This window comes from Alkalicoccobacillus porphyridii, from assembly GCF_007293315.1.
GTDB classification, from domain to species: domain Bacteria; phylum Bacillota; class Bacilli; order Bacillales; family Bacillaceae_D; genus Alkalicoccobacillus; species Alkalicoccobacillus porphyridii.
The window spans coordinates 1-258 of the sequence record NZ_VLXZ01000290.1 but is presented as its reverse complement, the minus strand read 5'-3'; the positions used below and the strand labels follow the sequence as shown (position 1 = coordinate 258).

Sequence of the window (258 nt, the reverse complement as noted above, 5' to 3'; positions counted from 1 at the left end):
CTGACCGATACCAACCGGAATGGTGTCACCCTGATACCACGGTTTTTTAAAGCGTTTCTGTTTCCATTCGCGGGTAGGCATGTTGCCGGAACGTTCTTCCGCCAGGTCGATACCGGTGTAATGACCATAACCGAATTTACCCATCCATTCGGAGAGGCGATCGATCCCCATATCGTAGGCCACCTGATAGAAGAAGGTATCCGCAGATTCTTCCAGCGATCTTGTGACATTCAGACGCCCGTGGCCCCATTTTTTCCA

Annotated in this window: 1 protein-coding gene; it reads right to left on the bottom strand. The window is 51.2% G+C overall.

All coding sequences use genetic code 11. From position 1 onward, the window contains the following. The coding region (locus FN960_RS24350) for a penicillin-binding transpeptidase domain-containing protein (RefSeq protein ID WP_260682106.1) at nucleotides 1–258 on the bottom strand (258 nt) is incomplete at both ends.